General features: G+C 71.4%; 1 protein-coding gene. It reads left to right on the plus strand.

The window, feature by feature from the left end; translation table 11 throughout:
• On the plus strand, nucleotides 1-419 hold a 419-nt coding region (locus tag HNV26_RS37575; protein ID WP_253817408.1), incomplete at both ends, for a Mur ligase family protein.

Below are 419 nucleotides of genomic sequence, written 5' to 3' on the forward strand. Positions count from 1 at the left end.
ATCCTGCGCAACAACGCCAACCTCTCCACCGGCGGCACCGCCACCGACGTGACCGACGACGTGCACCCCGACGTGGCCGCGCGCGCCGTGGCCGCGGCCCAGATGGTCGGCCTGCACATCTGCGGCGTGGACATGGTGGCCGAGACCGTGCTGCGCCCGCTGGAAGAGCAGGGCGGCGGCTTCGTCGAGGTGAACGCCGCCCCCGGCCTGCGCATGCACCTCTCGCCGAGCTACGGCAAGCCGCGCAACGTTGGCCAGGCGATGGTCGACAAGCTCTTCGCGCACGGCCAGGACGGGCGCATTCCCACCGTCGCCGTCACCGGCACCAACGGCAAGACGACCACCGCGCGCCTCATCGCGCACCTGTTCTCCGCCCAGGGCCTGCGCGTGGGCATGACGAATACCGCCGGCTTGTACTG

Origin of the sequence: Myxococcus xanthus (assembly GCF_013116825.1) — a bacterium.
In the GTDB taxonomy this organism is placed as follows: domain Bacteria; phylum Myxococcota; class Myxococcia; order Myxococcales; family Myxococcaceae; genus Myxococcus; species Myxococcus xanthus_B.